At 58.2% G+C, this 23,054-nt stretch carries 23 protein-coding genes and 1 pseudogene; 13 read left to right on the top strand and 11 right to left on the bottom strand.

Annotation, left to right across the window (positions count from 1 at the left end; translation table 11 throughout):
• The first annotated feature begins 490 nt into the window (after positions 1-490).
• The gene (gene quiC, locus LOY56_RS22860; protein ID WP_258617241.1) at positions 491-2,392 is read left to right on the top strand and encodes a 3-dehydroshikimate dehydratase QuiC; all 1,902 of its coding nucleotides are present in this window, start codon (positions 491-493) and stop codon (positions 2,390-2,392) included.
• A gap of 103 nt (positions 2,393-2,495) precedes the next feature.
• Positions 2,496-3,173: a TetR family transcriptional regulator gene (locus LOY56_RS22855; protein ID WP_258617240.1), complete on the top strand. Its 678-nt coding sequence runs from the start codon at positions 2,496-2,498 to the stop codon at positions 3,171-3,173.
• Positions 3,174-3,279: 106 nt separating this feature from the next.
• On the opposite strand, the gene LOY56_RS22850 is transcribed toward LOY56_RS22855, so the two are convergent.
• From LOY56_RS22850 to LOY56_RS22840, 3 genes are all read right to left on the bottom strand, one after another.
• Positions 3,280-4,134, bottom strand: coding sequence for a shikimate dehydrogenase (locus tag LOY56_RS22850; RefSeq protein WP_258617239.1), 855 nt, complete (start codon positions 4,132-4,134; stop codon positions 3,280-3,282).
• A 5-nt stretch (positions 4,135-4,139) separates the two neighbouring features.
• Positions 4,140-4,580 (bottom strand): type II 3-dehydroquinate dehydratase, encoded by a 441-nt coding sequence (aroQ, locus tag LOY56_RS22845; protein WP_258617238.1) that lies wholly within the window; start codon positions 4,578-4,580, stop codon positions 4,140-4,142.
• A gap of 189 nt (positions 4,581-4,769) precedes the next feature.
• On the bottom strand, positions 4,770-5,681 hold the full coding sequence (locus LOY56_RS22840; RefSeq protein WP_258617237.1) for a LysR family transcriptional regulator: 912 nt from the start codon (positions 5,679-5,681) through the stop codon (positions 4,770-4,772).
• 263 nt (positions 5,682-5,944) lie between these two features.
• Here LOY56_RS22840 and LOY56_RS22835 point away from each other — a divergent pair.
• Both LOY56_RS22835 and LOY56_RS22830 read left to right on the top strand, forming a co-directional pair.
• Positions 5,945-6,372 (top strand): annotated as a pseudogene (locus LOY56_RS22835) (DUF4160 domain-containing protein).
• Positions 6,369-6,815 carry a DUF2442 domain-containing protein gene (locus tag LOY56_RS22830; protein ID WP_258617236.1) on the top strand — a complete coding sequence of 149 codons (447 nt, stop codon included), beginning with the start codon at positions 6,369-6,371 and terminating at the stop codon, positions 6,813-6,815. Before LOY56_RS22835 ends, LOY56_RS22830 begins: the two are co-directional and overlap by 4 nt.
• A 54-nt stretch (positions 6,816-6,869) precedes the next feature.
• Here LOY56_RS22830 and trmA read toward each other — a convergent pair whose 3' ends face one another.
• Both trmA and LOY56_RS22820 read right to left on the bottom strand, forming a co-directional pair.
• On the bottom strand, positions 6,870-7,949 hold the full coding sequence (trmA, locus tag LOY56_RS22825) for a tRNA (uridine(54)-C5)-methyltransferase TrmA (protein WP_258617235.1): 1,080 nt from the start codon (positions 7,947-7,949) through the stop codon (positions 6,870-6,872).
• Positions 7,946-9,241 (bottom strand): NCS2 family permease, encoded by a 1,296-nt coding sequence (locus tag LOY56_RS22820; protein ID WP_258617233.1) that lies wholly within the window; start codon positions 9,239-9,241, stop codon positions 7,946-7,948. Before LOY56_RS22820 ends, trmA begins: the two co-directional genes overlap by 4 nt.
• 227 nt (positions 9,242-9,468) lie before the next feature.
• On the opposite strand from LOY56_RS22820, the gene LOY56_RS22815 reads away from it, so the two are divergent.
• On the top strand, positions 9,469-9,924 hold the full coding sequence (locus LOY56_RS22815) for a YolA family protein (RefSeq protein WP_258617232.1): 456 nt from the start codon (positions 9,469-9,471) through the stop codon (positions 9,922-9,924).
• A gap of 67 nt (positions 9,925-9,991) precedes the next feature.
• Positions 9,992-10,543 (top strand): DJ-1 family glyoxalase III, encoded by a 552-nt coding sequence (locus tag LOY56_RS22810; RefSeq protein WP_258617231.1) that lies wholly within the window; start codon positions 9,992-9,994, stop codon positions 10,541-10,543.
• 6 nt (positions 10,544-10,549) lie between these two features.
• On the opposite strand, the gene LOY56_RS22805 is transcribed toward LOY56_RS22810, so the two are convergent.
• The 3 genes from LOY56_RS22805 to LOY56_RS22795 all read right to left on the bottom strand — a co-directional run bounded on the left by LOY56_RS22805 (position 10,550) and on the right by LOY56_RS22795 (position 12,500).
• Complete coding sequence (locus tag LOY56_RS22805) at positions 10,550-10,837, bottom strand: HigA family addiction module antitoxin (protein WP_038981447.1); 288 nt, start codon at positions 10,835-10,837, stop codon at positions 10,550-10,552.
• 14 nt (positions 10,838-10,851) lie between these two features.
• Positions 10,852-11,130, bottom strand: coding sequence for a type II toxin-antitoxin system RelE/ParE family toxin (locus tag LOY56_RS22800; RefSeq protein WP_258617230.1), 279 nt, complete (start codon positions 11,128-11,130; stop codon positions 10,852-10,854).
• A 131-nt stretch (positions 11,131-11,261) separates the two neighbouring features.
• On the bottom strand, positions 11,262-12,500 hold the full coding sequence (locus tag LOY56_RS22795) for an MFS transporter (RefSeq protein ID WP_258617229.1): 1,239 nt from the start codon (positions 12,498-12,500) through the stop codon (positions 11,262-11,264).
• Between the two features lie 384 nt (positions 12,501-12,884).
• Between LOY56_RS22795 and LOY56_RS22790 the strand changes: the two genes are divergently transcribed.
• Genes LOY56_RS22790 through LOY56_RS22780 form a run of 3 tightly spaced genes read left to right on the top strand, consistent with a single transcriptional unit; the run spans position 12,885 to position 15,554 of the window.
• Positions 12,885-14,318, top strand: coding sequence for a cytochrome ubiquinol oxidase subunit I (locus tag LOY56_RS22790; RefSeq protein ID WP_258617228.1), 1,434 nt, complete (start codon positions 12,885-12,887; stop codon positions 14,316-14,318).
• Between the two features lie 3 nt (positions 14,319-14,321).
• Positions 14,322-15,329, top strand: coding sequence for a cytochrome d ubiquinol oxidase subunit II (gene cydB, locus LOY56_RS22785; RefSeq protein ID WP_258617227.1), 1,008 nt, complete (start codon positions 14,322-14,324; stop codon positions 15,327-15,329).
• 57 nt (positions 15,330-15,386) lie between these two features.
• Positions 15,387-15,554: a DUF2474 domain-containing protein gene (locus LOY56_RS22780; RefSeq protein ID WP_258622847.1), complete on the top strand. Its 168-nt coding sequence runs from the start codon at positions 15,387-15,389 to the stop codon at positions 15,552-15,554.
• 66 nt (positions 15,555-15,620) lie between these two features.
• Here the strand turns inward: LOY56_RS22780 and LOY56_RS22775 are convergent, their stop codons facing one another.
• Positions 15,621-16,745, bottom strand: coding sequence for a methyltransferase (locus tag LOY56_RS22775; protein ID WP_258617226.1), 1,125 nt, complete (start codon positions 16,743-16,745; stop codon positions 15,621-15,623).
• 192 nt (positions 16,746-16,937) lie between these two features.
• Complete coding sequence (locus LOY56_RS22770; protein ID WP_258617225.1) at positions 16,938-17,645, bottom strand: autoinducer binding domain-containing protein; 708 nt, start codon at positions 17,643-17,645, stop codon at positions 16,938-16,940.
• Between the two features lie 282 nt (positions 17,646-17,927).
• Here LOY56_RS22770 and LOY56_RS22765 point away from each other — a divergent pair, with 282 nt between their 5' ends.
• On the top strand, positions 17,928-18,704 hold the full coding sequence (locus tag LOY56_RS22765) for a ferredoxin--NADP reductase (RefSeq protein ID WP_258617224.1): 777 nt from the start codon (positions 17,928-17,930) through the stop codon (positions 18,702-18,704).
• A 43-nt stretch (positions 18,705-18,747) separates the two neighbouring features.
• Here LOY56_RS22765 and mscL read toward each other — a convergent pair whose 3' ends face one another.
• Positions 18,748-19,161: a large-conductance mechanosensitive channel protein MscL gene (gene mscL, locus LOY56_RS22760; RefSeq protein WP_008149145.1), complete on the bottom strand. Its 414-nt coding sequence runs from the start codon at positions 19,159-19,161 to the stop codon at positions 18,748-18,750.
• Positions 19,162-19,442: 281 nt separating this feature from the next.
• Between mscL and katB the strand changes: the two genes are divergently transcribed.
• Genes katB through radA form a run of 3 tightly spaced genes read left to right on the top strand, consistent with a single transcriptional unit; the run spans position 19,443 to position 23,009 of the window.
• A complete protein-coding gene (gene katB, locus LOY56_RS22755) occupies positions 19,443-20,984 on the top strand; it encodes a catalase KatB (protein ID WP_258617223.1) in 1,542 nt (513 codons plus the stop codon).
• Between the two features lie 57 nt (positions 20,985-21,041).
• Positions 21,042-21,596 (top strand): ankyrin repeat domain-containing protein, encoded by a 555-nt coding sequence (locus LOY56_RS22750; RefSeq protein WP_258617222.1) that lies wholly within the window; start codon positions 21,042-21,044, stop codon positions 21,594-21,596.
• Between the two features lie 45 nt (positions 21,597-21,641).
• Positions 21,642-23,009: a DNA repair protein RadA gene (gene radA / locus LOY56_RS22745; protein WP_258617221.1), complete on the top strand. Its 1,368-nt coding sequence runs from the start codon at positions 21,642-21,644 to the stop codon at positions 23,007-23,009.
• Positions 23,010-23,054 lie beyond the last annotated feature (45 nt).

Raw genomic sequence — 23,054 nt, 5'->3', positions numbered from 1 at the left:
GTAGGTGCCATCCGTTCAATGACTGACAAGCGAGGCTTGTCGGGACTTCAAGGGCGCGTGATCAATCGACGGCGACAGACGCGGGTGTGATTGATCGGCTGAGGTGTTTTCGTCGGACAGACGACAACGGTTATTCAGCGAGCGGCACGGTTCGGCCGAGAGGGCGCAAGGTTCGGATGGATGCCAGGTACGGCGTGAGGTCGGTGGAGCAAGCAAACAAGGCGTTGAATGAGCGCATGAGCGTGTACCCGTTTTTTGAAATTTTTATGTGGTGTTCAGGGTCTTTGGTAACCGAGTCCATGGGGTTGTGACCGGACTCAATGTGGTGTCGATGTTGCGCAGTGGACAAAAAATCGTCAATTCGCCAACCGCCATTGTGTTCGATAATCGCCCGCAAAACTAACCGGGTAGTACACTTTGAATTGCTGTGTGGATTCGTCAAGCCAATAATTTGCCCAACAAGAATGTCCCCACCACCGGGAGTCGACACATGCAGCGTTCCATTGCCACCGTTTCCTTGAGCGGCACCCTGCCGGAAAAACTCGAAGCCATCGCCGCCGCCGGTTTTGACGGGGTGGAGATTTTCGAAAACGACCTGCTCTACTACGACGGCAGCCCGCGGGAAATCAGACAGATGTGCGCCGATCTCGGAATCGCCATCACGCTGTTTCAGCCCTTTCGGGATTTCGAAGGTTGCCGCCGCGATCGCTTGCCACGCCATCTGGAGCGGGCCGAGCGCAAGTTCGATTTGATGCAGGAACTGGGCACTGACCTGGTGCTGGTGTGCAGCAACGCCTCGGCCGACTCCATTGGTGATGAGCAGATCCTGATTGATGATTTGCACCAGCTCGCAGAGCGGGCCAGCATTCGTGGCCTGCGGATCGGTTACGAAGCGCTGGCTTGGGGCCGGCATGTGAACACCTGGCAACAGGTATGGAACATCGTTCGCCAGGCCAATCATCCAAGCCTCGGTGTATTGCTGGACAGTTTTCATACGCTGTCGCTCAAGGGCGACCCAAGCGCCATCGCCGAGATTCCCGGCGACAGGATCTTCTTCGTGCAAATGGCCGACGCGCCGATCCTGGCCATGGACGTGCTGGAGTGGAGCCGGCACTTCCGCTGTTTCCCGGGCCAGGGCGAATTCGATCTGCCGGGGTTCCTCGCGCCGATCATCAAGAGTGGCTACACCGGGCCGCTGTCGCTGGAGATCTTCAACGACGGCTTCCGCGCCGCGCCGTCACGGGCCAACGCCGCCGACGGTTTGCGTTCGTTGCTGTATCTGGAAGAGAAAACTCGCCAACGTCTGGAACAGGAAGCCACGCCCGCAACCCATCGCGACATTCTGTTCGACACCCCCAGCGCCAGCGAATACAACGGCATCGAGTTTCTTGAATTCGCAGTAGATGAAAGCCTCGGTGCCAAGCTGTCCCATTGGCTGGAGCGGCTGGGTTTCGTCAAGGCTGGGCAGCACCGTTCCAAGAGCGTCAGCCTGTTGCGTCAGGGCGATATCAACCTGATCCTCAACTCTGAGCCTTATTCTTTCGCCCACAGTTTTTTCGAGGCGCACGGCCCATCGCTGTGCGCCACCGCCGTGCGGGTCAAGGACAGCGCCAGTGCGCTGGCGCGTGCCGTTGCGTACAAGGGGCAGCCCTATCGCGGGCTCGTGGGTCCCAATGAGCTTGAACTGGCCGCGGTGCGTGCGCCGGACGGCAGCCTGATTTACCTGGTGGACAAGGACGCCGATGTCTACGGCACCGACTTCAATCTGCAACCGACGGCTGTGGCCAGCGGTGGTCTCAAGCGCATCGACCACATGGCGATGGCACTGCCGGCCGACAGCCTCGACAGTTGGGTGCTGTTCTATAAGAGCCTGCTGGATTTCGAAGCCGATGATGAAGTGGTGCTGCCCGACCCGTATGGCTTGGTGAAGAGTCGCGCATTGCGCAGCCGTTGCAGTTCAATCCGCCTGCCGCTGAACATCTCCGAGAACCGCAACACCGCCATCTCACACGCGCTGTCGAGTTATCGCGGTTCTGGCGTGCATCACATTGCCTTCGATTGCGACGACATTTTTGCTGAAGTCAGTCGCGCCAAGGAAGCGGGCGTGCCGCTGCTGGATATTCCGCTCAACTACTACGATGACCTCGCCGCGCGGTTCGATTTCGACGATGAGTTCCTCAGCGAACTGGCCTATTTCAACGTGCTCTACGACCGCGATGCTCAGGGCGGCGAGCTGTTTCATGTCTACACCGAGCCGTTCGAAGGACGGTTCTTCTTTGAAATCATCCAGCGCAAAAACGGCTACGCGGGTTACGGCGCGGCCAATGTCGCCGTACGACTGGCGGCCATGGCTAAATCGCGAAATGGTGGCGTACGTCAGGCAAAGTTGTAGGAAAATCGTAAACTCGGGTACCAAACTGCTGTCGCGCGACTTCCTTCATTGTGCGCGGCAGCCCATAATCGCCAGCTTGTGCAGTGATGGCCGTGAGCCCGCAATGACAATAATTTCAGAACGCTCCGCAGCACCCGAAAAGCCAATGGCCGAGCCTCGCAAGAGTCGCAAGAACAACCCGGAAAAGACCCGCGAGAACATCCTTCAAGAGGCCATTGTCGAGTTCGTTCAGCAGGGGCTTTCCGGTGCGCGCGTCGATGCGATCGCCGAGCGCATCCACACCTCCAAACGCATGATCTATTACTACTTCGGCAGTAAGGAACAACTCTACGTCGAAGTGCTGGAGAAACTCTACGGAGATATCCGCAGCACCGAAAACCGTTTGCACCTGGCTGAACTGGCTCCGGTGGAAGCGATTCGGCGCTTGGTGGAATTCACCTTCGATCACCATGATCGCAATGTCGATTTCGTGCGTATCGTCAGCGTCGAGAACATTCACAACGCCGAGTATGTGAAGCGCTCCGATGCGATCAAGGCGATGAACAACACCATCCTCGATTCACTGGGCGAGATCTTGCGGCGCGGAGCCGCAGCGGGCGTATTTCGTACCGGCCTCGATCCGCTGGATGTGCATCTGCTGATCAGCTCGTTTTGCTTCTATCGGGTGTCGAACCGTCATACGCTCAGTGAGATCTTTCAGATCGACTTGCCGGACGAAAACATCAAGCAGCGTCATCGGGAGATGATTTGCGAGTCGGTGTTGCGATACCTGCAGGCCTGACGTCTTCGCGGGCAAGTCGGATCGCCGCACCGCTCGCGCCTACACAGGTCACGTGATCTGTGTAGGAGCGAGCGGTGCGGCGATCCGACTTGCCCGCAAAGGCTTTTCAACCATTCATGCTCTGAAAATGCGCCAGCATCCGCTGAGCGTCCGGCACCACGCCGCTGAACAGTTCAAACGCTTTCACCGCCTGAAACACCGCCATGTTGCCGCCGTCCAAAGTGCGACAACCCAACGCGCGAGCGTTGCGCAGCAGTTCGGTTTCCAGCGGAAAGTAAACGATCTCAGCGACCCACAATTGCGCCCGAAGCAGCTCTGCTGGCACTGGCATGCCTGGCAGCTTTTTCATGCCCATCGGCGTGGTATTCACCAGCCCGTTTGCCTGGCCCAACGTGCCTGGCAAATCATGCCCGGCCACGGCACGACCGAAACCAAAATGCTGATTGAGGTTGTTCGCCAGCGACTGAGCGCGATTTTGATCCACATCGAAAATGCTCAGCAGCTGTACGCCTTCGCTCAATAGCGCGTGGGCCACTGCCGCGCCTGCGCCACCGGCGCCCATTTGCACCACACGCTCACGGGCAACGTCCTTCAAACCACGGCGAAAGCCTTCGGCAAAACCCAGGCAATCGGTGTTGTGGCCGATGCGTTTACCGTCCTTCAGCGCCACCGTGTTCACCGCGCCAATGCCGCGAGCTTCCGGGGACAACTCGTCGAGCAACGGGATGATCGTCTGCTTGCACGGGAAGGTGATGTTCAGCCCGGTGAAGTTCATCCGTTCGGCGGCCATCAGCAGGTCGGGCAGGGCGCTGCTGTCGAGTTTCAATTGATCCAGATCGATCAACCGATACAGGTAACGCAAACCCTGCGCATCGCCTTCATGCTCGTGCAGCGCGGGGGTGCGGGAAGCCTGAATGCCGGCACCGATCAGCCCGGCCAATACCACGGTGTTCTGTGTCATGACGCTTAACCTTCCAAACGTTGGCTGAAGTGCTCCAGCGCCAAACGATAGCCGTGGCTGCCGAAACCGCACATGACCGCCGTGGCGATGGAGGAAACAAAGGAGTGATGCCGGAACGGTTCGCGGGCATGGACATTGGACAGGTGGACTTCGATCACCGGCAGTTCGCTGGCGACCAAGGCATCGCGGATGGCGACCGAGGTGTGAGTCCACGCAGCCGGATTGATGACGATCCCGGCGCAACGGCCACGGGCGGCGTGAATCCAGTCGAGCAGTTCGCCTTCATGGTTGGTCTGGCGAAACTCCACTGTCAGGCCGAATTCTTCGGCAGCACGACCGCACAGCGCCGAAATATCCGCCAAGGCTTCGTGGCCATAAGTCGCCGGCTCACGGGTGCCGAGCAGGTTCAGGTTCGGGCCGTTAAGCACCAGAACGATAGGGGACATCGGGTCTCTCCACATATTATTGTTGGCATTGGCTGAGTGTTTTAGCCTGTGGGTGAAAATTGTACCAACTGGTTAACAAGGTCAATTGAAGAGGGCGTCAGGCCTGGATTATTTGTGCGGTGATCGGACAGATACAAAAAGATCGTCCGAACGCGGCCCGAGCCTTCGGCAGCTCCTTGTGCGATCTTTTCAGTGCGGCAGATGTTCTAGCAAAAAATCGATAAACGCTCTTAGCCGCAACGGCACATGGCGGCTTTGCGGGTACAGCAGAGTGAAGGGGCGGGAGCGTCCGCCATAGGGTTTGAGCACTTCCACCAGCGAACCGTCCGCCAGTTCGTTTTCGACGATGAAGCGATAGGTTTGAAAGATCCCCGCGCCGCTTTTTGCCAGCGTTACGCCGCCCAATACGTCATCGGAGCAGCAGTAGTTGCCCTCGGCAAGAATCTCCAGCGGCACACCGTTGTCGTTGAACAGCCAGGCAATCCGCCTGCCGCTGCTGGGCAGTTCGTACTGAATGCATTCGTGCTGAGCCAAGTCATCCAGTGTTTGCGGGGTGTCGGCGCGCTTCAGGTAATCAGGGCTGGCAATCATCACCAGCGCGGCGTCTTCCAAGGGCCGGGCAATCAACCCGGAGTCGGGAATGGCCCGCACACGGATTGCCATGTCATAGCCTTCGCCGACGAAATCAATGTTGCGATTGCTGATATGCGCCTCGACCTTCACGGCAGGGAAGCGCGCCCGAAACGCAGGCAGCAAGGGCAGGATTCGATGATGGGCATAGGTCGTGGGAATGCTGATGCGCAACGTGCCAGAGGGTTCTTGCTGCTGCCCCATCACCTCGCGCTGGGCCTCGACCAGCTGGGCAAGAGCCTCGCGACACTCCTCGAAATAACGCCGGCCACTATCAGTCAGCTTGACGCTGCGGGTGGTACGCGCAAACAACCGCACACCCAAACGTTCTTCCATGCGCGACACCGAGCGGCTGACGGCGGCCGGGGTTACGCCTGCTACAAGTGCTGCTGCGGTAAAGCTGCCCGCTTCGGCGGCCAGGCAAAACAGTTCGATGCTGCCCAGCTGAAGATCGTCGAAATGTCGCTGCATGATTGATTACACCGGGAATCAAATGAAGTATCTGAGTCTGTGTTTATCAAATAAGAGCGCACAAATACAGGGCCAGATTCAGCACTGGCCAAGTGTTGGCAATGAAAGGATTGCTTACTCTTTTTTGCCTTGATCGGCAGCGCCCGATCAGCCTGGAACGCTAGGCTCAAACGTGGCCGGTTGATCAATCGATCAGTGCCAGTTATCGGATTCTTCAAGGAATGGCGAATCTTCGAACTCTATAACCTAACGGATGGGTTAGCATGAACGTATGCCGCTACAAAGGGTTTTCACTGGTGGTCATGTTGCGTGATGAGCATTGCCCGCCATACGTTCACGTCGACGCAGGCACATGGAGCGCGCGCTTCAGGTTCAGCTTCTGGCACAACGGCGTCGAGCTCTGGATGTCGTCCCTCATTCGCATCGACCTCCTCTGGCTGTGCTGGAGGGATTGCGTCAGGCGCTCAGGCAACCCGCCAGTTTACGGCGAGCTCGTGGCATCTGGTGGAACAAATTGCAGACGGCCTGCCTCGACAACCAGTTATGGGATTGGCAGGGCAATGAAGTGGTCGTGATGAAGTGGATTGGCAGCACGACTTACATGATTGGTTCGGCTCGCTATGAGCCGGAGAGCAACAAGACCCTGCTGAGCCTGATGGGAGCATCAGAAGGCGTGGAGATCGAATTATGAAAACGATAAGCGCAAAAATGCAGGTTGATCACCCCGTGACCGAAGGCGCTCTGGACGAAGCGATCGAGCGTGGTGAGGCACGCCGTCGTGCCGGATTGAATGCGACGACGGTGATCTTTCTTGATCCATGTCTCGCCGTCGGTTTCGAGGATGGCAGCGGTGTGTTGTTGCCAGTAAAAAACTATCCGGAGTTCGATGGTTTTGAGACCGAGGATTTCGCCGGGCTGAAAGTCGGTTTCGCCGGAGCCGCGCTTTGTCATGAAGACAAGGAATTGCAGGTGTCCATCGCCGGTTTGATTTCGGCGAGTAAACCTCTTATGGATATGGCAGCCTCGGTGATCGCCTCGCGAAATGGTCGTCAGAGCAGCGCGGCGAAGGCCGAGGCTGCGCGGGCCAACGGCAAGAAGGGTGGTCGCCCGCGCAAGGTCGATGCGACTCGTTGACCGCCCACAAAAAAGCCGTCCTGTGGACGGCTGATTTGTATATGGAGGCTGCGATCAACGACGGGTCAACAACACCCCGGATTCCATGTGATGGGTCCACGGAAACTGGTCGAACATCGCGCATTGGGTAATGCGGTGGGTGTCGTGCAGTTGGGCGATGTTGGCCGCGAGGGTTTCCGGGTTGCAGGAAATGTAGAGGATGTTGTCGAAGCGCCGGGTCAGTTCGCAAGTGTCCGGGTCCATGCCGGCGCGGGGCGGATCGACGAATACGCTACCGAACTCGTAGCTCTTGAGGTCGATGCCGTGCAGGCGACGGAACGGGCGAACCTCGTTCAGGGCTTCGGTCAGTTCTTCGGCAGACAAACGCACCAGCGTGACGTTATCCACCGCGTTTTCACTCAGGTTGCTGAGTGCTGCGTTGACCGAGGTCTTGCTGATTTCGGTGGCCAGCACTTTGCGCACGCGGGTCGCGAGTGGCAGGGTGAAGTTGCCGTTGCCGCAATACAGTTCCAGCAAATCGTCGGAACGATCACCGAGGGCGTCGTACGCCCAGTTGAGCATTTTCTGGTTCACCGTGCCGTTGGGTTGGGTGAACGCGCCTTCCGGCTGGCGATAGCTGAAGGTGCGGCCGCCCACTTCGAGTTTCTCGACCACGTAATCGTGGCCGATCACTTCGCGCTTGCCCTTCGAGCGACCGATGATGCTGACGTTCAGGTCGGCTGCCAGTTTCGACGCCGCTGCGTGCCAGTGCTCGTCCAGCGGGCGGTGGTAGCACAGGGTGATCATCGCATCGCCGGCCAGGGTGGTGAGGAACTCCACCTGAAACAGCTTGTGGCTCAGCGCCGCACTCGCTTGCCAGGCCGCCTTGAGTTGCGGCATCAACTGGTTGATGCGCAGGCTTGCGATCGGGAACTCTTCGATCAGGATCGGCGTGCGTTTGTCTTCCTGGGAAAACATCGCGTAATGGCGCTCGCCGGCTTCGCGCCACAGGCGGAATTCGGCACGCAGACGGAAGTTTTTCAGCGGCGAATCGAACACTGCGGGTTCGGGCGCACCGAACGGGGCCAGTAGGTCGCGCAGGCGCGTAACCTTTTCTTCAAGCTGAATGGCGTAGGCCTGGGAGTCAAAAGTCATGCGTTGAACCAACCCAATTTGATCACGAACAGAATCGACAGAATCACCAGCGCCGAATTCAACTCACGGCCGCGACCGGACAACAACTTGATGGCAGTCCAGGAGATGAAACCGAAGGCGATGCCGTTGGCGATGGAATAAGTGAATGGCATGGCCAGGGCGGTGACCACGACCGGTGCGGCGACGGTAATATCGTCCCAGTCTATTTCGGCCAGGCCGGATGTCATCAGTACGGCGACGAACAGCAACGCAGGTGCGGTGGCGAAGGCTGGAACACTGGCCGCCAATGGCGAGAAAAACAGCGCCAGCAGAAACAGAATCGCGACCACGATGGCGGTCAGGCCAGTGCGGCCACCGGCACTCACGCCGGCTGCGGATTCGATGTAGCTGGTGGTGGTCGAGGTGCCCAGCAAGGAACCGGCCATGGCCGCGGTGCTGTCGGCGATCAGGGCGCGGCCCATTTTCGGCATATGGCCGTCCTTGCCCATCAGACCGGCGCGCTTGGCGACGCCGATCAGCGTGCCGGAGTTGTCGAACAGATCGACGAACAGGAAGGCGAAGATCACGCTGACCAGACCGATGTCCAGTGCACCTTTGATGTCCAGTTGCAGGAAGGTCGGGGCGAGGGACGGTGGCATCGACATCACGCCACCGAACGGGCTGAAGCCCATCAGGATCGAAACAATGGTCACCGCCAGAATACCGATCAGCACCGCACCGCGTACTGCAAGCGCTTCGAGAGCAACGATCAGGGCAAAACCAAGGGTCGCGAGAATCGGCGCCGGTTGCTTCAGATCGCCGAGGCCGACCATGGTCGCCGGGTTGCTGACCACGATGCCGGCGTTATGCAGAGCGATCAGCGCCAGAAACAGGCCGATACCGGCGGCAATCGCCGAGCGCAGCGCCAGCGGGATGCTGTTGATGATCCATTCGCGGATGCGGAAGATCGACAGCAGGAAAAACATCACAGCCGAGAGGAACACCGCCCCCAGTGCCACTTGCCAGGTGTGGCCCAAGTGCAGGACCACGGTGTAGGTGAAGAAGGCGTTCAGGCCCATGCCTGGTGCCAGGGCGATCGGGTAATTGGCGATCAGGCCCATGGTCGCCGAGCCGATAGCGGCGGCCAGACAGGTGGCGACGAACACCGCGCCTTTGTCCATCCCGGTCTCGCCGAGGATGCTTGGGTTGACGAACAGAATGTAGGCCATGGCCAAAAAGGTCGTGACGCCCGCCAGAATTTCGGTCCTCACGTTGGTATTGTGTGCCTTGAGTTGAAACAGCCTTTCCAGCATGTCCGCTCCCCGTGGCGCGCCCGGCGCCGTGAATGTATCGACCTCAACAGCAAAGCACAGACCGCTGCAGGCGCCTGGGTATTTTCTGTGGGGTCGGAAAAAGCCGCGCATCATACCAGCAGCGTGGGACTATGGCTGCTTATGGCTGCGATCGTCGTCGATGTTTTGTACAAAAGGGAACTGCGCCATACTGCGCGCTGTTTTTTTGGGGGAGGGAGGGGGTAGATATGTATTGCATTGATAAGCGTGTGATTACGGCATTTGGATTGCTGCTCTCCTGTTTCATCGGAGCGCAAACGGCCATTGCAGCCACGGCGCCACCGTTGAGCCAGGTGAAGGTGCTCAAGGTCGAATCGCCATCCTGTGGATTTGAAGATATTGCGGCCGGTCAGGACCAGACGCGCTGCGACCACAGTGGTCCGAACATCAAGGTCTACGTGTTGGAGGTCGGTTACGGTCGCGAGCCTCATGTTGCGCTGGACGGTTTTAAAGTGGACGGCACCCGAACCCCTGTCTGTGCTTTTGATACCGGCAACCTGACCGAGTGCTCCGCCGGGAAAAAAACCGTCGGCTATCTGTACGTCTTCAACCTGGCAGGCAAGCAGGACGGCACCTTCACCTTCAGCAACACTTCGGTCAACGCCCCCGGCAACACGCTGTCGACGCAGCTTTACATCAAGTAACGGCTGGGCTCGAACAAGGGTCAGGAAAGCTGACTACGCTTTAAAGATTATCCTGTGGACCGCGCCCATGACCTTTAGAGCCCTGATTACCCTCGCCGAGGGCATCGACGATCTGCAAACCGTGACCCTGATCGATGTGCTGCGCCGCGCCAAGGTTGAAGTGGTGGTGGCCAGCATCGAGGCACGGCGCATGCTCACCTGCGCTCGCGGCTCCCGCTTGACCGCCGATGCGATGTTGGTGGATTTGCTCGCCCAATCCTTCGACCTGATCGTGCTGCCCGGCGGTGCTGTGGGGGCGCAGCATTTGGCGGCCCACCAACCCCTGCAACAATTGATCAAGGACCAGGTCGCCGCCGGGCGCCTGTTCTCCGGTATTGCCGAATCTCCGGCGCTGGCGCTGCAAACCTTTGGCGTTTTGCGTCAGCGACGCATGACTTGCCTGCCTACGGTCAGCAATCAACTGTCGGGTTGTAACTTCGTTGATCAACCGGTGGTGGTCGATGGCAACTGCATCACCGCCCAAGGCTCGGGCGCCGCGTTGCAGTTTGCGCTGACGCTGGTGGAGCAACTCTGCGGCAAAGCCACGCGGTCGGCGGTGGCGGGGGAGTTGGTGGTCTAGTGAATATCAGGCGTGGATAGCAATCGGTTCGATGAAGGGTTGCTCACGCTGCTCCGCTTGCCAGAGATCGTAGTCAGTCTGAACTCCTAACCACATCCGGGCCTTACCGATTCCAGCCCGCTCCAGACGTACCGCCAGGTCCGGACTGATGGGCGCATGGCCGTGCAGCACTCGCGAAAGATGCGGGCGGGCGAATCCAAGGTGCCTGGCCAGTTCGGTGACACTGATACCAAGCTCGGGCAATACATCCATCAAGAGTGTTTCGCCAGGGTGTGGCGGGTTGTGCATGGGCATGGTCCTGCCTCCTGTCAGTGATAGTCCAGATAGTCGACCAATTCGATATCCGAACCAATAAAACGAAAAATAACCCGCCAGTTCCCCGAAACGCTGAGTGACCAATATTCAATCAGATCACCCTTGAGCGGGTGTAATCGCCATCCCGGAAGGTCGAGGTCGTCAGAGGCCACTGCGCGATCCATGAACTGCAGCATGCGAGCCAGACGTTTCGCATGATCTGCCCGAATCCCACGAGTCGAACCTGTTTCGTAGAAGCCACGAAGGCCTTTGTGCTGAAAGGATTTGATCATGCATCAAGTGTAAGGCGATACATTACACTTGATGCACTATCTATGTATTGCACTTGGTCGGAGAATTTATGCTTTGTGCTGATTTCCAGTCTTTTGGAAGCAGGTACGGGACCTCCGTATCCTGAGCTACGTCAGGCCCTGACCTCTTCCTTCGGCACATGCATACGGTCGCGGTTGGCCAGGGTCGGGAACAGTTTGATCCAGGCCCCGGTCACCATCAGCGTGCCGATGCCGCCCATGACCACTGCCGGCACCGTGCCGAACCAGTGGGCCGTCAGGCCGGATTCGAACTCGCCGAGCTGATTCGAAGCGCCGATGAACAAGCCATTCACAGCGCTGACCCGGCCGCGCATTTCGTCGGTGGTTTCCAGCTGCACGAATGAGGCGCGGATCACCATGCTGATCATGTCCGCTGCGCCCAACACCACCAGCACGGCGAGAGAGAACCAGAACGAAGTCGACAGGCCGAAAGCAATGGTCGCCACGCCGAATACACCCACGGCCGTGAACATCACCCGCCCGACGTTGCGCTCCACGGCAAATCGCGCCAGAAACAGCGACATCAGCAGCGCCCCCACCGCCGGTGCCGACCGCAGCAGGCCCAAGCCCCATGGGCCGGTCAGCAGAATATCTTTGGCGAACACCGGCAGCAGCGCGGTCGCGCCACCCAGCAGGACAGCAAACAGATCCAGGGAAATAGCCCCGAGAATGTCCGGGCGACTGCGAATAAAGCGGATACCCGCCAGCAGCGAATCCAGGGTGGCCTTGCCCTTGTTCAGCGGTGTCTGCCGGGCCGGGAGGTTGAGCATCAGCGCACAAGCGATGAGGTAAAGGATCACCGTCGGGCCATACACCCAGACGCTGCCGAAGGCGTACAACAGACCGCCCAGCGCCGGGGCAACGATGGTCGCTGATTGTTGGGCCGATTGGGCGGCGGCAACGGCACGGGGGAATAACGCGCTGGGCACGATGCTCGGCAGCAGTGCCTGAGTCGTCGGCATTTCGAAGGAGCGGGCGGCACCGAGCAGGAATGCGAGGATGAAGATCATCTCCCGGGTGACATGGTCGGTCGCGCTGCCGATGGCCAGCGACAGGGCGATCAGCGCTTGCAGGGACTGACAAATCGCCGCGACCTTGCGCCGGTCATAGCGGTCCGCGACATGCCCGGTGTGCAGCATGAACAATACCCGCGGAGCAAATTCCACCAGCCCCACTAACCCCAGATCGAGCACGTTGCCAGTCAGTTGATACAGGTTCCAGCCGATGGCCACCGTGAGCATCTGAAAACCGCTGGCGGTAAACACCCGAGCCAGCCAGAACGCGATGAACGGGCGGTGATGACGTAACAGCAGGGGCGCTTGGATGGGCATCTGAAGGCGGGTCTGGGCGAGGGGAAGGGCGAGGTTATCACCAAGCTGTAACACGAAGTTGCAAGGCGAGGAAATTTAGTTAGCTAGGCACCGATCTATGCAGCCTCGCCATGGGAATGTACCGCCGCTCATGACCAAACTCATGAGGCAACCTGTCACGCGGCAAAAGACCACACCGTCCATCGGTAAAAATGCGACTACTCTTTCAACGTTGCTTGATCCAGATCAAGACCCTTCGTGGAATTGTTCCGGCGGCCAGACGGCCAGATTCCCTACGTTGTGATGATGGTAAAAAAAGAACGAATCCGAATTCGCCATAATCCGTGGGGGCAGTGGGTGTAGGCCGCAAGCCTTCAGCCGGTATTACCTGACAGAGGAAGACTTATGTTCGGTTTGGAGGCACTTGATCTCGCCCGGATTCAGTTCGCATTCACCATTTCGTTTCACATCCTGTTCCCGGCCATCACCATTGGCCTGGCGAGTTACCTGGCGGTGCTCGAAGGCTTGTGGCTGAAGACGCACAACGACACTTACCGCGATCTGTATCATTTCTGGTCGAAGATCTTTGCCGTCAACTTCGGCATGGGCGTGGTGTCCGGTTTGGTCATGGCCTATCAGTTCGGCACCAACTGGAGCCGCTTCTCGGACTTCGCCGGTTCGGTGACCGGGCCATTGCTGACCTATGAAGTGCTCACTGCTTTCTTCCTCGAGGCCGGTTTCCTCGGCGTCATGCTGTTCGGCTGGAACAAGGTTGGGCGCAAGCTGCACTTTTTCTCGACGGTCATGGTGGCCATTGGCACCCTTATTTCGACCTTCTGGATTCTGGCCTCCAACAGTTGGATGCAGACTCCGCAAGGTTACGAAATCGTCAATGGCCAGGTCATTCCGGTGGACTGGCTGGCGATTATTTTCAACCCGTCATTCCCTTACCGCCTGATGCACATGGCCACGGCGGCGTTCGTGGCGACCGCCTTCTTCGTCGGTTCATCGGCGGCCTGGCACTTGCTGCGCGGCAAGGACAACCCGGCAATCCGCACCATGCTCTCGATGGCGATGTGGATGGCACTGATCGTTGCCCCGATTCAGGCGGTTATCGGCGACTTCCACGGCGTTAATACGCTCAAGCATCAACCGGCGAAAATCGCCGCGATCGAAGGCCACTGGGAAAACGTCGGCGATGAGCCGACCCCGCTGATCCTGTTCGGCTGGCCGGACATGAAAGCCGAGAAGACCAAATTCGCGGTAGAAATTCCGTACCTCGGCAGCTTGATCCTGACCCACAGCCTGGACAAGCAAGTGCCGGCACTCAAGGAGTTCGCGCCTGAAGACCGGCCGAACTCGACCATCGTCTTCTGGTCATTCCGGACGATGGTCGGCCTGGGCGTGCTGATGATTTTCACTGGATTGTGGAGCCTGTGGCTGCGCAAGCGCGACAGGCTGTATACCTCGCGGCCGTTCCTGTACCTGGCGCTGTGGATGGGCCCGTCCGGCCTGATTGCGATTCTCGCCGGCTGGTTCACTACTGAAATCGGCCGTCAGCCATGGGTGGTCTACGGCTTGATGCGCACGGCAGATGCGTCCTCCGGGCACAGCTTCGTGCAGATGAGCATCACCTTGATCATGTTCGTTGTGGTGTATTTCGCCCTGTTCGGCGCCGGTCTTGGCTACATGATGCGCCTGGTGCGCAAAGGGCCGAAGATCGACGAAGGCAAGGGAACCAACGAAGGTGGTCCTGGCCAGCAACGCACACCGGCCCGTCCGCTTTCCGCAGCCGATGACAACGGTGATCACAACCACAGCCTGAACAAGGAGATTTGAATCATGGGTATTGATCTTCCGCTGATCTGGGCCGTGATCATCATCTTCGGCATCATGATGTACGTGGTCATGGACGGCTTTGACCTGGGAATCGGAATTCTCTTCCCATTCATCAAGGGCAAGACCGACCGTGACGTCATGATGAACACCGTCGCCCCTGTCTGGGACGGCAACGAGACCTGGTTGGTGTTGGGCGGCGCAGCCTTGTTCGGCGCCTTTCCGCTGGCCTATTCGGTGGTGCTCTCGGCGCTGTACCTGCCGCTGATCTTTATGCTGATCGGGTTGATTTTCCGCGGTGTGGCCTTCGAGTTTCGCTTCAAGGCCAAGGACGACAAGCGTCACCTCTGGGACAAGGCATTCATCGGTGGCTCGATCGCCGCAACGTTCTTTCAGGGCGTGGCGTTGGGTGCATTCATCGATGGGCTGCCGGTGGTCAATCGTCAATTTGCCGGTGGCTCCCTCGACTGGCTGACGCCGTTCACGATGTTCTGCGGTGCGGCGCTGGTGGTGGCTTACGCGCTGCTCGGTTGCACCTGGCTGATCATGAAAACCGAAGGAAAATTGCAGGAGCAGATGCATGACCTGGCGCGACCATTGGCCTTCGTGTTACTGGCGGTGATTGGCATCGTCAGCATCTGGACGCCGTTGGCCCACGCCGAGATCGCTGCACGCTGGTTCACCCTGCCGAACCTGTTCTGGTTCTTGCCGGTGCCGATTCTGGTGCTGGTGACCCTGTACGGTCTGATTCGCGCGGTGGCCCGCAATGCGCATTACACGCCATTCCTGCTGACCCTGGTGCTGATCTTCCTCGGTTACAGCGGCTTGGGTATCAGCCTGTGGCCGAACATCGTGCCGCCGTCGATTTCGATCTGGGACGCCGCCGCACCGCCGCAAAGCCAAGGCTTCATGCTGGTGGGCACGCTGTTTATCATCCCGTTCATCCTGGGTTACACCTTCTGGAGCTACTACGTGTTCCGCGGCAAAGTCACCCACGAAGATGGTTACCACTAGCCCACACGACTACGGCGCTGGATTGATACCGGCGCCATTCCAGAGGAGAAAGCGATGATGGCTGGCAAACCTACGTTGCAGGAAATCGAAGCGGCCGAGAAAAAGCCGCTCTGGCAGCGACTCGGCTGGTTGGCGATGATCTGGGCTGGCAGCGTCGTGGCACTGTTCATTGTGGCCACCCTGATGCGCATGTTCATGAATGCCGCCGGTTTGAGCACCCACTGAAATTCCCATCCCGTCGCCTTGCGGCACGGATTTATAACCCTCCCGATGGAGGGTTTTTTTTCGCTTTTATTTACGTGCTTTGAGAATCACGAACTTGGGGGTGGCAGCTACTTGCTCGACGCCGCGGAACAACCGCGCCAGCTTGCTGTGATAACCCAGATGACGGTTGCCGACGATGTACAGCGCGCCGCCCACCATCAACGATTCACGCGCCTGCTGGAACATCCGCCAGGCCAGGAAATCGCCGACCACTTGCTGTTGGTGAAACGGCGGATTGCACAGCACCACATCCAGTGATTGAGGTTCCTGCTCTGCCAAACCATCGCCGGCCCGCACGATCACGTCACGATCACCCAGCGCCGCGCGCCAGTTTTCAGCGGCCGATTGCACCGCCATGAACGATTCGTCCACCAGCGTGTAGTGGGCCTCAGGGTTTTGCAGGGCACTGGCAATCGCCAACACGCCGTTGCCACATCCGAGGTCGGCAACTCGCGCTGCGCCGAGGTTCTTCGGCAAGTGCGGCAAAAAGGCCCGCGTACCGATATCCAGCCCTTCGCGGCAGAACACATTGGCGTGATTGAGCAGTTCGATAGCAGGCGAGTCGAGTCGATAGCGAGTCGGGTACGGGGAGACAGCAGGCGCTTTGGCTTCGGGCGTGGCGATTAACAGCCGGGCCTTCTTCACGGCCAGCGAGGCTTGCACCGGGCCGATGTAACGCTCCAGCAGATCGCCCGCAGCGCGTGGCAAATGCTTCACCATCGCCGCCGCAATCACTTGAGCGCCGGGAGCCAGTTGCCCTTGTAGCCGGATCAGTTGATCTTCCAGCAGGGCGAGGGTTTTCGGTACCCGGATCAATACCCGGTCGAACGGCCCGATGAACGCTTCGCTGGCAGGCACCTTCGGCACTGCGTCAAACGCCTGGCCGTTGCGTATCAGGTTTTTTTCCAGCCCCTGAAAAGCCAGAAACGAATCGCCGCTGCTGATCACCTGAACCTTGCCCGCCAGGCTGGCGGCCAAAGCACCGAAGCTGTCGTTGAGCACCAGCACTCGGGTATCGGCTGCCGGTTGTTGCTCGGCCAGATGAGTGAGCAGGTATTCGTCTGCGGCATCAAACGCTTGCAACGGTTCATTCTGCTGTTCTGGCTGGCGGATCAGATCGAGTTGAGCGAAAGGGGTTTCGAGCAGAGGCATGAGGCGGGGGGCTCTGGGTGGTCAACGGAGAATAATCAACGAGTGGCTCGCCGCTCAGGGGCTTGTAGCGGGCGAGCCATTCCGAGTGGACTACGTCGTGGAATCTCACACGGCATCACTCAGGATTGGATCGCAGATGGTACGTTTTTTTCGCTTGGATTACTCGCGAGGATTCGCGGGATTCAAACAGATTCAGATCACGCCCGCTCTCGCGGCTCTGATCACGGCCGCAATCTTGTTGTTAACGCCGAATTTTCGGATGGCGCCCCGTATATGGAAATTAACCGTGCTTTCACTCAGGTTGAGGATGATCGCGATCTCGCATGCTGTCTTGCCGTCGGCTGAATATTTCAATACCTCGACTTCTCGGATTGATAAATGCACTGCGCCCGGTTTCGGGGGGGTAGGCAGATCTTTCGCAACAAGCCCGTGCAGGTGACGGCTAATGAACATCGCATAGCCCAGATTTTTGTACAGATCATGCGTAGTAATCGGGCAGTGGCTTCTGGCCAGGCTCAGCATGCTGCAGAGCCCGTTCTGATCATGAACGGATTGGGACCAGCCATAGCGCAAACCTTGCTGTTTTTGTGCTTGCCACAACGTAGGTGTCTTGGAGAAGACCTCTTCCTGCCAAAGAATCGGTAATTCGCAATGATTGCAATGGGCTAGTATCGGGTCGACTTCACTGAAGTGCTCTTGTTCATATTTCGTGTTCCATTCGATGGGGTAATTATTCAGGCTGGTCGTATGGCGATGTATCCCTCTTGTTTGGGATGTTATTGAAAATGCACAGAAATTAAAGCCGAGAGTCTTAACGAGACTGAGAGAAATCTCATACGCGGTCTCTATTTTCTGAGCGTAAGAAAGCTGCGTTAACTGTGATTCCTTCCACACTTTCATTGGGTAACTCCATGCGGACTTACTTGAGTTGGTGCTGATTGGATCCAGGACCCGGCACGCACCGAGTGTAGGAGTATTCCTACATATATGCTGGATTATTTTGCTCTTGAAAAATCTGCCAACTGCATAACCGGTTCTTAGATCTGAAACGGAGAAAGAATCAGCTGCCTATCATTTGTATTTCTACTGTTTAGTGAGTGAGGCTAAAGCCATTACAAATCACCGGTGTTTATGCCACTTGCTTTGCGGGACACTGACGTTATCTGTTGAATGGAGCGACCCATGACCGCCAGTGCAGAAAAATTCATGCGCCAGACACTGTTTGACGTCCAGACTTTGACTCCAAACCTGTTCACCCTGCGAACCACCAGGGATCCGGGCTTTCGTTTTCGCGCAGGGCAATTCGCCCGGCTGGGCGTTACCAAGGCGGACGGCAGTACGGTGTGGCGGGCCTATTCGATGGTCTCGTCACCCTATGACGAGTTCCTGGAGTTCTTCTCCATTGTCGTGCCGGGAGGGGAGTTCACCAGTGAACTGAATCGGCTGGAAGTCGGCGATACGCTGCTGGTCGACCGGCAGGCCTTTGGTTATCTGACCCTGGATCGCTTCGTCGATGGCCGTGACCTCTGGTTGTTATCCACAGGCACCGGGCTGGCGCCTTTTTTGTCGATCTTGCAGGACTTCGAGGTTTGGGAAAGATTCGAACGAATCATCCTTGTCTACAGCGTGCGCGAAGCGCGGGAGCTGGCGTACCAGGAGCTGATCGCGGGGCTGGCGCAACGCGACTATCTGGCCGAATACGCGCACAAGCTGCAGTTCATCGCCACCGTCACCCGCGAGCAGCATCCGGGTGCCTTGAATGGGCGGATCACGACACTCATGGAAAGTGGCGAGCTAGAGCGCACGGCCGGTGTAGCGCTGACAGCCGAGCATTCGCGGGTAATGCTCTGCGGCAATCCACAGATGATCGATGACACGCGCAAGTTGCTCAAGCAACGGGACATGCACCTGAGCCTCAGTCGACGACCCGGCCAGGTGGCGGTGGAAAACTATTGGTAAACAAACGGCGCCCGAAGGCGCCGTTTCTTGGGGCAATCAGTCATCAGGGCCGATTGTTCTGGGCCTTGAGCAGATCGCGAATCTCTTCCAGCAGCTCTTCTTCCTTGGTCGGAACCGGCGGCAGGGTTGGCGCAACGGCCTCTTCGCGTTTCAGACGGTTGATGGCCTTGACGCCCATGAAGATCGCGAAGGCGACGATGATGAAGTCGATCAAACTCTGGATGAACTTACCGTACGCCAGCACCACCGCCGGGACATCCCCGTTGGCAGCCTTGAGCGTTACGGCCAGGTCACTGAAGTCCACCCCACCGATCAACAAGCCGATTGGCGGCATTACCACGTCACCGACAAACGAAGAAACGATTTTGCCGAAGGCTGCGCCGATGATGATACCGACGGCCATGTCGACCACATTACCTTTGACCGCGAAGGCCTTGAACTCACTTATCACGCCCATAGGTTATTTCCTTGTTACAGATGAGGTTGGTGAACGCAGTGTAAATCAGCAAAACGGTTCGTGCTCGAAACACCGCCTTACAATGCTCGCTCCTATGACACATCTGGCAATTAGTTTATAAAGTGCCACCATTCGCGCGCGACTACCCGCTCTAGACCGGGCTTTCCAGAACCTTTTCGCTATGGGCTCGGTATGGGATTTCTATTTATGTTTTGGCCTTTGGGTCACTAGCCTCTGTGGGGCGCACCTGGATGCGCCTTATAAAATCAGAGGAAACTTTCATGACAACTTCCCTTGGCTTCGGGGCTTTTCCCCTCCATCGTACGTTTGGCGTTTTGACCGTCAGCCTGCTGTCCTTCTCCATTAATGCTGCAACCTTGACCCGTGATAACGGTGCCGCTGTCGGCGACAATCAAAATTCGCAAACCGCTGGCGCGACCGGGCCGGTGCTGTTGCAAGACGTGCAACTGATCCAGAAACTCCAGCGTTTTGACCGTGAACGCATTCCCGAGCGCGTGGTGCATGCCCGTGGCACTGGCGCCCATGGCACGTTCACGGTGACCGACGATCTCAGTGACCTGACCAAGGCCAAGGTATTTGCCGGGGGCCAGAGCACGCCGGTCTTCGTGCGTTTTTCCGCTGTGGTCCATGGCAATCATTCGCCGGAAACCTTGCGTGATCCGCGCGGGTTCGCCACCAAGTTCTACACCGCAGACGGCAATTGGGACCTGGTCGGCAATAATTTCCCGACCTTCTTCATTCGTGACGCGATCAAGTTTCCGGACATGGTCCACGCCTTCAAGCCAGACCCGCGCACTAACCTTGACGACGATTCCCGTCGTTTCGACTTTTTCTCCCATGTTCCAGAAGCCACGCGTACCTTGACCGAGCTGTATTCCAACTCTGGCACGCCTGCCAGTTATCGGGAGATGGATGGCAACGGTGTGCATGCCTACAAGTTAGTTAATGCAAAAGGTGATGTGCACTATGTAAAGTTTCACTGGAAAAGTTTGCAGGGGATAAAAAATCTTGACCCTAAAGAGGTAGCGGGTGTTCAAGGTCAAGATTACAGTCATATGACAAATGACCTGGTGTCACATATTAACAAGGGTGACTTCCCGAAATGGGACTTGTACATCCAGATTGTAAATCCGCAAGACGTGTCCAAGTTTGATTTCGATCCATTGGACGCGACCAAGATCTGGCCAGGTGTGCCTGAACGAAAAGTTGGACAAATGGTGTTGAACCGTAATCCAGCGAATGTGTTCCAGGAAACCGAGCAAGTGGCCATGGCTCCGGCTAATTTAGTTCCGGGTATCGAACCTTCGGAAGATCGTTTATTGCAAGGACGAGTGTTCTCGTATGCCGACACCCAACTGTATCGTCTGGGGGCCAACGCTCTGCAGCTGCCGATCAACGCACCCAAAGTCGCCGTGAATAACGGTAATCAGGATGGCGCAATGAACATCGGCACCAGCAGCACGGGCGTGAATTACCAGCCAAGTCGCCTGCTGTCCCGCGAAGAACCGCAAATTGCGCGTTATAGCCAGTCGGCCCTGTCGGGCAGTACGCAGCAGGCGAAGATTCAGCGTGAGCAGAACTTCAAACAGGCCGGCGATCTGTATCGCTCGTTCAACCCGAAGGAACGTCAGGACCTGATCGACAGCTTCGGTGGCTCACTGGCCACCACCGATGACGAGAGCAAGCACATCATTCTGTCCTTCCTTTACAAGGCCGACCCGGATTACGGGACCGGGGTGACCAAAGTCGCCAAGGGTGATCTGGCTCGGGTCAAGGCGCTGGCGGCCAAACTGGTCGACTGATCCATCCGCCTGAAGCGGGACCTCATGCGAGGTCTCGTCTGATCAAGGAGCTCTGCCATGCGTTTTTATCTGTCTGTGATTCTGGCGTGCTGGTCGCTCAGTGTGTTCGCCGGGGCTGAACCGCAAGTATCAAAGGCCCCTGAAGCGCTGAAGGCGCAATTACAGAATTACTATTTTGATGCCGCTCGACGGGGTGATGTGCCCATGCTCGATACCTTCATCGAGGCCGGCTATTCCCTCGACACCCGCGACAGCAAGGGTTACACCGCACTGATTCTGGCCGCCTATCATGGCCAGAGCGCCGCAGTGGAACGTTTGCTCGCTGCCGGGGCGGACGCCTGTGCTCAGGATCGACGTGGCAATACGGCGTTGATGGGGGCGATCTTCAAAGGCGAAGTGCAGATTGCCAAGACCCTGCTGGCGGCCAATTGCAATCCCGACCAACGCAACGGTGCGGGACAGACCGCCGCGATGTATGCCGGCTTGTTCAAGCGCGTCGAGTTGCTGGACGCACTCAAGGCCAAAGGCGCGGACATGAACGCCGAAGATCCGCTGGGCAATAGTGCCGCGCGTCTGGCCGGCGGTGAAATCCGCACGGCGGCGCCGCGCTGATCCGCGCCAGCTGAGCTATCATCGCGGTTTTTGCCGGGAGTTCAGATGGCCAAGGCCAAGCGCATGTACGGCTGCACCGAGTGCGGCTCAACCTTCCCCAAGTGGGCCGGCCAGTGCGGCGAGTGCGGAGCCTGGAACACCCTGACCGAAACCATGGTGGAGAGTGGCGGCGCTGCAGCTCCCAGTGGTCGCACCGGGTGGACCGGCCAGCAGGCGCAGATCAAAACCCTGGCCGAAGTCAGCGTTGAAGAGATTCCGCGGTTCTCCACGGCATCCAGCGAGCTGGATCGCGTTCTCGGCGGCGGCCTGGTGGATGGCTCCGTGGTGTTGATCGGTGGTGATCCCGGCATCGGCAAGTCGACCATTTTGTTGCAAACCTTGTGCAACCTCGCCAAGAGCATGCCGGCGCTGTATGTCACCGGCGAAGAGTCCCAGCAACAGGTGGCCATGCGCGCCCGGCGGCTGGGCTTGCCTCAGGATCAGCTGCGGGTAATGACCGAAACCTGCATCGAAACCATTATCGCCACGGCCCGGCAGGAAAAGCCCAAGGTGATGGTGATCGACTCGATTCAGACGATTTTCACCGAGCAGCTGCAATCGGCACCGGGTGGCGTCTCTCAGGTTCGCGAAAGTGCAGCATTGCTGGTGCGTTACGCCAAACAAAGCGGCACGGCGATTTTCCTCGTGGGCCATGTCACCAAAGAAGGCGCACTGGCCGGTCCCCGAGTGCTGGAGCACATGGTCGACACCGTTCTGTATTTCGAAGGCGAGTCCGATGGGCGCCTGCGTTTGTTGCGGGCGGTGAAAAACCGTTTCGGCGCGGTGAATGAATTGGGTGTGTTCGGCATGACCGACAAGGGCCTGAAAGAAGTCTCTAACCCGTCGGCGATTTTTCTGACCCGCGCTCAGGAAGAAGTCCCGGGCAGCGTGGTCATGGCAACGTGGGAAGGCACTCGGCCGATGCTGGTGGAAGTCCAGGCGTTGGTGGATGACAGTCATTTGGCCAACCCGCGCCGGGTAACGCTCGGTCTGGATCAGAATCGCTTGGCCATGTTGTTGGCGGTTTTGCATCGCCATGGCGGCATTCCGACTCACGATCAGGACGTATTCCTCAACGTGGTTGGCGGAGTGAAGGTACTGGAAACAGCATCTGACCTGGCGCTGATGGCGGCGGTCATGTCCAGTTTACGCAACCGGCCGCTGCCCCATGATCTGCTGGTGTTCGGCGAAGTCGGCTTGTCCGGTGAAGTGCGCCCGGTGCCGAGTGGCCAGGAACGTTTGAAAGAGGCGGCCAAGCACGGCTTCAAGCGCGCCATCGTGCCCAAGGGCAACGCGCCGAAAGAGGCGCCGTTGGGGTTGCAGATTATTGCCGTGACGCGCTTGGAACAGGCGCTCGACGCTCTATTCGAATAAACGCCGATCCCTGTAGGAGCAGCCTTCGGCAGCTCCTACAAAAGC

Origin of the sequence: Pseudomonas sp. B21-048, assembly GCF_024748615.1 — a bacterium.
Lineage (GTDB): Bacteria > Pseudomonadota > Gammaproteobacteria > Pseudomonadales > Pseudomonadaceae > Aquipseudomonas.
Note: the sequence above shows the minus strand (reverse complement) of the source record. Positions and strands in the feature narration are given on the sequence as shown.

Bases quoted from the DNA above. Each gene is read 5' to 3' on its own strand.
- LOY56_RS22820 (WP_258617233.1), bottom strand. From the start codon at position 9,241: ATGCTGGAAAGGCTGTTTCAACTCAAGGCACACAATACCAACGTGAGG.
- katB (WP_258617223.1), top strand. From the start codon at position 19,443: ATGACAACTTCCCTTGGCTTCGGGGCTTTTCCCCTCCATCGTACGTTT.
- LOY56_RS22850 (WP_258617239.1), bottom strand. From the start codon at position 4,134: ATGACACAGAACACCGTGGTATTGGCCGGGCTGATCGGTGCCGGCATT.
- LOY56_RS22750 (WP_258617222.1), top strand. From the start codon at position 21,042: ATGCGTTTTTATCTGTCTGTGATTCTGGCGTGCTGGTCGCTCAGTGTG.
- cydB (WP_258617227.1), top strand. From the start codon at position 14,322: ATGGGTATTGATCTTCCGCTGATCTGGGCCGTGATCATCATCTTCGGC.
- mscL (WP_008149145.1), bottom strand. From the start codon at position 19,161: ATGGGCGTGATAAGTGAGTTCAAGGCCTTCGCGGTCAAAGGTAATGTG.
- quiC (WP_258617241.1), top strand. From the start codon at position 491: ATGCAGCGTTCCATTGCCACCGTTTCCTTGAGCGGCACCCTGCCGGAA.
- radA (WP_258617221.1), top strand. From the start codon at position 21,642: ATGGCCAAGGCCAAGCGCATGTACGGCTGCACCGAGTGCGGCTCAACC.
- LOY56_RS22795 (WP_258617229.1), bottom strand. From the start codon at position 12,500: ATGCCCATCCAAGCGCCCCTGCTGTTACGTCATCACCGCCCGTTCATC.
- LOY56_RS22805 (WP_038981447.1), bottom strand. From the start codon at position 10,837: ATGCCCATGCACAACCCGCCACACCCTGGCGAAACACTCTTGATGGAT.
- LOY56_RS22790 (WP_258617228.1), top strand. From the start codon at position 12,885: ATGTTCGGTTTGGAGGCACTTGATCTCGCCCGGATTCAGTTCGCATTC.
- LOY56_RS22770 (WP_258617225.1), bottom strand. From the start codon at position 17,645: ATGAAAGTGTGGAAGGAATCACAGTTAACGCAGCTTTCTTACGCTCAG.
- LOY56_RS22830 (WP_258617236.1), top strand. From the start codon at position 6,369: ATGAAAACGATAAGCGCAAAAATGCAGGTTGATCACCCCGTGACCGAA.
- LOY56_RS22800 (WP_258617230.1), bottom strand. From the start codon at position 11,130: ATGATCAAATCCTTTCAGCACAAAGGCCTTCGTGGCTTCTACGAAACA.
- LOY56_RS22810 (WP_258617231.1), top strand. From the start codon at position 9,992: ATGACCTTTAGAGCCCTGATTACCCTCGCCGAGGGCATCGACGATCTG.
- LOY56_RS22815 (WP_258617232.1), top strand. From the start codon at position 9,469: ATGTATTGCATTGATAAGCGTGTGATTACGGCATTTGGATTGCTGCTC.
- LOY56_RS22765 (WP_258617224.1), top strand. From the start codon at position 17,928: ATGACCGCCAGTGCAGAAAAATTCATGCGCCAGACACTGTTTGACGTC.
- LOY56_RS22840 (WP_258617237.1), bottom strand. From the start codon at position 5,681: ATGCAGCGACATTTCGACGATCTTCAGCTGGGCAGCATCGAACTGTTT.
- LOY56_RS22855 (WP_258617240.1), top strand. From the start codon at position 2,496: ATGACAATAATTTCAGAACGCTCCGCAGCACCCGAAAAGCCAATGGCC.
- LOY56_RS22780 (WP_258622847.1), top strand. From the start codon at position 15,387: ATGGCTGGCAAACCTACGTTGCAGGAAATCGAAGCGGCCGAGAAAAAG.
- aroQ (WP_258617238.1), bottom strand. From the start codon at position 4,580: ATGTCCCCTATCGTTCTGGTGCTTAACGGCCCGAACCTGAACCTGCTC.
- LOY56_RS22775 (WP_258617226.1), bottom strand. From the start codon at position 16,745: ATGCCTCTGCTCGAAACCCCTTTCGCTCAACTCGATCTGATCCGCCAG.
- trmA (WP_258617235.1), bottom strand. From the start codon at position 7,949: ATGACTTTTGACTCCCAGGCCTACGCCATTCAGCTTGAAGAAAAGGTT.